Source organism: Rhizobium nepotum 39/7 (assembly GCF_000949865.1).
Lineage (GTDB): Bacteria > Pseudomonadota > Alphaproteobacteria > Rhizobiales > Rhizobiaceae > Agrobacterium > Agrobacterium nepotum.
The window spans coordinates 348,890-355,103 of the sequence record NZ_JWJH01000001.1; the positions used below are offsets into that span (position 1 = coordinate 348,890).

Below are 6,214 nucleotides of genomic sequence, written 5' to 3' on the forward strand. Positions count from 1 at the left end.
AAGGCGCGTGATGGAGCAATTTCAGGAAAAATTTCCAGCGGTTTTCCGCCCGGAATTGCATGAAAATAATCAGATTGTCAGCAAAACAGAATTCAGGTGAGCAATTGATGAGGCCAGGACAGCAAAACAAGCGCGGCCGGGGGCGTGGAAGCAACAATAACAACAATAACAATGGTGGCGGTGGTAACAACAACTTCAACCGCAAGGGCGGTAACCCGCTCACCAGGACTTATGACAGCTCCGGTCCCGATGTTAAGATTCGTGGCACAGCCCAGCACATAGCGGAAAAATACGCCACCCTTGCGCGGGATGCGCAGAGTGCCGGCGACCGCGTGATCGCTGAAAACTATCTGCAGCATGCTGAGCACTATAATCGCATCATCGCCACGGCTCAGGCTCAGATGCAGGAGCGTTTCCAGCGCGACGACCGTGGCGAGTACAATGGCGCGGACGGCGACGATATGGACATGAACGACGGCGAAGATGGTGCATCGCAGCAATTCGAACAGTCGGAACGGGGCCAGCAGCCGGAGCGCCAGGAGCGCACTGAGCGGTCCGAACCGCGTCAGGAACGCCGCGAGCGTCCGGAACGCCGTGAACGGCAGGAGCGCCAGCCGCGCCAGCCGCAGGCTTCGGATGAGCAGCCGCAGCCGGTCTACGACGCCAGCCAGGCGCCTCAGCCCGTAATCGAAGGCACGCCCATGGAAGTGGCCGTCGAGGAAGAACAGCAGCAGACTGAAGCACCTGCGACTGCGCCGAAGACCCGCCGCGCTACCGGCCCACGCCCGCGTCGTCCGCGCCGCGCCGCAACGGCGGAAGGTGAAGACGCGCCAGCCGGCGAAGAGGCAACGCCTGCCACTCTTGAAAACGCTGCCGAATAAGCGGTTTTTTCAAAAAAACTATGCGACTGAAAAACTCCGGCTTGCCGGAGTTTTTTGTTTTTGGGGATCTGGCGCGAAGGTCCTTGTGATGGACGAACGGCACAGTCGCGACGAACAGGCCTGATGCTTGTCAAATCCGCCGGAAATTTCCTCGACGGTCGTTTTCCTACCCCTTTAAACCGATGAAAACGCCTCCCATATTCCTGCAGGAAGGCCGGATGCCGCGTTCAGCGGCAACCGTCTACCGAGAGGCGGCGATCGTGAAATCCTTAAAACGCGACTGTCGTAGCGGGGCTTGCCTTTGAGGGAGCCTCAACCCAAACACCCGGAGCCGTGCCGAAAGCGGGCGGACCGGTAAATGGAGGTTCGACTATGAATATTGAAAAATACTCCGAGCGTGTTCGCGGTTTTCTGCAATCGGCGCAGACTTTTGCGCTTGCGGAAAATCACCAGCAGTTTGCTGCCGAACATGTTCTGAAAGTTCTGCTCGATGACGAGCAGGGCATGGCGGCATCGCTGATCGATCGCGCCGGCGGCGACGCCAAGGAAGTGCGTCTTGCCAATGATGCGGCACTGGCGAAATTGCCCAAGGTTTCCGGCGGCAATGGCGGCCTTTCGCTGACGGCCCCGCTTGCCAAGGTGTTTTCGACGGCAGAGGATCTCGCCAAGAAGGCCGGCGACAGTTTCGTCACCGTCGAACGTCTTTTACAGGCGCTTGCGATCGAAAGTTCCGCTTCCACCTCGGCTTCCCTGAAAAAGGGTGGCGTTACGGCGCAGGCGCTCAATCAGGTCATCAACGACATCCGCAAGGGCCGCACGGCCGACAGCGCCAATGCCGAACAGGGCTTTGACGCGCTGAAGAAGTTCGCGCGCGATCTGACGGAGGAAGCCCGCGAGGGCAGGCTCGATCCGGTAATCGGCCGTGACGATGAGATCCGCCGTACTATCCAGGTGCTTTCGCGCCGCACCAAGAACAATCCTGTGCTGATCGGTGAACCCGGCGTCGGTAAAACGGCGATTGCCGAGGGGCTTGCGCTGCGCATCGTCAATGGCGATGTGCCCGAAAGCCTGAAGGACAAGAAGCTGATGGCGCTCGATATGGGCGCGCTGATCGCCGGTGCAAAATATCGCGGCGAGTTCGAGGAGCGCCTGAAAGCGGTGTTGAACGAGGTGCAGGCGGAAAGTGGCGGCATCATCCTGTTCATCGACGAGATGCATACGCTGGTCGGCGCGGGCAAGGCCGATGGCGCGATGGATGCGTCCAACCTCCTGAAGCCCGCTCTCGCCCGCGGCGAGCTGCACTGCGTCGGCGCCACCACGCTCGATGAATATCGCAAACATGTGGAAAAGGACCCGGCCCTTGCCCGCCGGTTCCAGCCGGTGCTGGTGGATGAACCGACCGTTGAGGACACGATTTCGATCCTGCGTGGCCTGAAGGAAAAATACGAACAGCACCACAAGGTCCGCATCTCGGATTCGGCCCTGGTTGCGGCTGCGACGCTTTCCAACCGCTACATTACCGACCGGTTCCTGCCCGACAAGGCAATCGACCTGATGGACGAGGCCGCCTCGCGTCTTCGCATGCAGGTGGATTCCAAGCCGGAAGAACTGGACGAACTGGATCGCCGGATCATCCAGCTCAAGATCGAGCGCGAAGCCCTGAAGCAGGAGACGGACCAATCATCCGTCGACCGCCTCAGGAAGCTCGAGGACGAACTGGCGGATACGGAAGAAAAGGCAGACGCGCTGACGGCCCGCTGGCAGGCGGAAAAGCAGAAGCTCGGCCATGCCGCGGACCTGAAGAAGCGATTGGACGAAGCCCGTAACGAACTGGCGATCGCGCAGCGCAACGGCCAGTTCCAGCGGGCTGGTGAATTAACCTACGGCATTATTCCGGGCCTCGAAAAGGAACTGGCTGCGGCGGAAGCGCGTGATAGCAGCGGCGCCGGTTCGATGGTTCAGGAAGTGGTGAACGCGGACAATATCGCCCATATCGTTTCCCGCTGGACCGGTATTCCTGTCGACAAGATGCTGGAAGGTCAGCGCGAGAAGCTGCTGCGCATGGAAGACGATCTAGCCAAGTCCGTGGTCGGGCAGGGTGAGGCCGTGCAGGCGGTTTCGAAGGCGGTTCGCCGTTCGCGCGCCGGCCTTCAGGATCCGAACCGGCCGATCGGCTCGTTCATTTTCCTCGGCCCGACGGGTGTGGGCAAGACCGAACTGACCAAGTCGCTCGCCCGTTTCCTGTTCGACGACGAAACCGCGATGGTTCGGCTCGATATGTCGGAATATATGGAAAAACACTCCGTTGCCCGGCTTATCGGCGCACCTCCCGGCTATGTCGGTTACGAGGAGGGCGGCGCCTTGACGGAGGCGGTTCGCCGCCGGCCTTATCAGGTCGTGCTGTTCGACGAGATCGAGAAAGCGCATCCGGATGTGTTCAACGTCCTGTTGCAGGTGCTGGATGATGGCCGCCTGACGGACGGCCAGGGCCGCACCGTCGATTTCAAGAACACCATCATCATCATGACCTCCAACCTCGGTTCGGAATTCATGGCGCAGATGGGCGACAATGACGATGTGGATTCGGTTCGTGACCTGGTGATGGAGCGGGTCCGGTCGCATTTCCGGCCGGAATTCCTCAACCGTATCGACGATATCATCCTGTTCCATCGCCTGCGGCGTGACGAGATGGGTGCGATCGTGGACATCCAGCTCAAGCGTCTCGTTTCGCTTCTCGGCGATCGCAAGATCGCGCTCGAACTGGATGAGGATGCCCGCCACTGGCTTGCCAACAAGGGTTACGACCCCGCCTACGGCGCGCGTCCGCTCAAGCGGGTGATCCAGAAATCCGTTCAGGACAGGCTTGCCGAAATGATCCTCGGCGGCGAAATTCCGGATGGATCGCGGGTCAAGGTCACCTCGGGCACCGACCGGCTGCTCTTCAAGGTCAAACCTCCGAAGAGTGAGGCCGAGACCGAAACGGCCGATGCGGCATAAAACGAAAGGGCTCCGGTGACGGAGCCCTTTTTCGTATAGGCTGACTTCTGGAAATGCTGGCCGCTACCTGCTCGCCACCTGATTGGTCTTTTCCTCGATGTTGAGCAGATTGTCGATCCGCTTTCTCTCGTCGGAGAACCTGGCGAGCGCGACGCCGGAAAGCGACTTTCCACCTGGCAGGCGCACTTTCATCGCGTCCACTTTCGTGCCGTTGACGATCAGTTCGTAATGCAGGTGCGCGCCGGTTGAAAGGCCGGTCGAACCGACGTAACCGATCACCTGGCCCTGCCTGACCTTGGAACCCTCGGTGACGCCCTTGGCGATGGCGCTCTGGTGGTTATAGGAAGAGACATAGCCATTGGCGTGGCGGAGCAGGGTCTGGTTACCGTAACCGGAGGCCCATCCAGCCTTCTCGACAGTGCCGTTACCCGTTGCGATGATCGGTGTGCCGCGAGCCGCCGCCCAGTCAGTGCCGGTATGCATGCGGCTGAATTTCAGCACCGGGTGGCGGCGCATGCCGAAACCGGATGTCATGCGGCCGTTCGGAACCGGGTTGCGCAACAGGAATTGTCGGATGCTTTTGCCGTTCTCGTCGAAATAATCGATACTGTTGTCTTCCGGGTTCTGGAACCGGTAAAAACGTGTCTCGTTGTCGCCGAACTTGGCGTTGACGTAGAGTAGTTCGGATTTGTCCGTTGCCTTACCGTCCGCATCTTCCACGGAGAAGAAGGCTTCAAGCGTATCCGTTGGCTTCAACTGCGCCTGAAAATCGACGCTGCTGGCAAGAAGCTTGATGAGCTGGGAGACCATGCTCTGATTCATGCCATAGGCGAGAGCCGCCCGGTAAACGCCGTCATAGACGCTGGGCAGATCGCGGCCGGCGGCAGGTGCCGGAGTACTGTCGAAGGCGGTCGCCACCGCGTCGAGCTTCGGCGGTTCGCTGGCCTTGATGAATTTTTTGTGGTCGTCGACAGCCATGGTGACCATGTGGCGACCCTTACGGTAGAGGCTCACACGCACGATGTCGCTTTTGTCGTCTTCCTGAATAATGCCGACGCGCAGGACATCGCCGCTTTCGACATTGTTCGACTGCAGCTGCGGCGACAGCAGGCCGGCGATTTCCGACGACTGCACCTTCGAATAACCCGCGCCGAATAAAGCGGCCTCAATGGTTTCGGTCTGGCGGGCAGGGATCACGTCGTCGGCATATTCCTTGACGGGTACAGACGCCGATTGCGGGGTGGAAACCGACATGTTCTGTTCGACGACACGGGCCGCAAGGCCAGCGGTGATGTCAACGTCAGCCTCATCATTATCGAAACGGCGCGGATCGATGTAATAGAGCGCTGCTAGCTGCTCGTTACCGTCAGTCAGTATCGAGCCGTTCGAGCGCACCGCCTCCTCGACTTCGTCGAAGCTCAGGGAGCCGGCGAAGGGATATTTGGAGTGCTGGACGGGAAAGGCCACCGTTTTCAGGCTGACTTCGGATTCGACCTCGGAGCCGTAGATCGTTCCGGTACGGCTTGGCGCGGGTGCCGGGGCGTCCTTGTCCTCGTTACTCGCGAAAATATTCAAGGGATCGAAGGCCGGATAATCGTCCTGCTTGGCATAGTTCGACGCCAGCGGAATTTTGACGTGGGAGAAGGGAACCTTGCGGACCACTTCCTTGTCGCCTTCATTGATAACGGTGGAGACTTCCATGATCGACCGGTCCGAGGGCCGGGCCGCGATATTGGGCGCAATGAGGCGTGTCCCGCGACGTGCCGCTTCCACGGTATTGTTGCCCATATCCGCCTTGGCGAAGGCCTCGGCGGGTATGGCTAGCTGCTGGCGACCGTCGAGAGCAGCAAACAGCGCAACACCCATCAATATGGAGGAGGTAATACCGGTAAGGAATGTGCCGGAGAGCCAACGCAGGGAAATTTCGCGGCGATCGGGTGCACGTCGCCCTTCCGCCAGAATTGGCGGTTCCATGCCTAACGACCGGATCACATTGCGATCCGCAGTCATACTGGCTGTGCCCCGTCGGTCATGCGCTCTCCAGAAACTTCAGGCGAAGGTGTGCAACTTTCAAAGCCATGAGTCAAATTGATCGACACACCCAGAAGATATGCTGGGAACAGGCGCGCGCGCATGTCCCGCGTTAACATTTCGTTGGCAAAGCAATTAGCGAGGAGTCGGGCCAAAACAAGGCGTGGGGCCTGTCACATTGTCTCTGGCTGCATTCCATTGTTGAAAACCGGCGGTCCGGAGATGGCTTTCGGCGTCACTAATCCGGAAAATCCGAAACTCTCTTTTAAAATCAATTATTTGCGAGTTTTTTCTAGAATTTGTAT

General features: G+C 59.3%; 4 protein-coding genes. 3 read left to right on the plus strand and 1 reads right to left on the minus strand.

All coding sequences use genetic code 11. The annotated features are described in order from the left end of the window. Positions 1 to 107: 107 nt before the first annotated feature. On the plus strand, positions 108 to 881 hold the full coding sequence (locus tag RS75_RS01585; RefSeq protein WP_045016652.1) for a DUF4167 domain-containing protein: 774 nt from the start codon (positions 108 to 110) through the stop codon (positions 879 to 881). A gap of 372 nt (positions 882 to 1,253) precedes the next feature. Further along, positions 1,254 to 3,878, plus strand: coding sequence for an ATP-dependent chaperone ClpB (clpB, locus tag RS75_RS01590; protein ID WP_045016654.1), 2,625 nt, complete (start codon positions 1,254 to 1,256; stop codon positions 3,876 to 3,878). A gap of 63 nt (positions 3,879 to 3,941) precedes the next feature. On the opposite strand, the gene RS75_RS01595 is transcribed toward clpB, so the two are convergent. Further along, on the minus strand, positions 3,942 to 5,888 hold the full coding sequence (locus tag RS75_RS01595) for a M23 family metallopeptidase (RefSeq protein ID WP_045016656.1): 1,947 nt from the start codon (positions 5,886 to 5,888) through the stop codon (positions 3,942 to 3,944). A gap of 123 nt (positions 5,889 to 6,011) precedes the next feature. Here RS75_RS01595 and RS75_RS26980 point away from each other — a divergent pair. Then, the coding region (locus RS75_RS26980; protein WP_210165680.1) for a hypothetical protein at positions 6,012 to 6,214 on the plus strand (203 nt) is incomplete at its 3' end.

Bases quoted from the DNA above. Each gene is read 5' to 3' on its own strand.
- RS75_RS01585 (WP_045016652.1), top strand. From the start codon at position 108: ATGAGGCCAGGACAGCAAAACAAGCGCGGCCGGGGGCGTGGAAGCAAC.
- RS75_RS01595 (WP_045016656.1), bottom strand. From the start codon at position 5,888: ATGACTGCGGATCGCAATGTGATCCGGTCGTTAGGCATGGAACCGCCA.
- clpB (WP_045016654.1), top strand. From the start codon at position 1,254: ATGAATATTGAAAAATACTCCGAGCGTGTTCGCGGTTTTCTGCAATCG.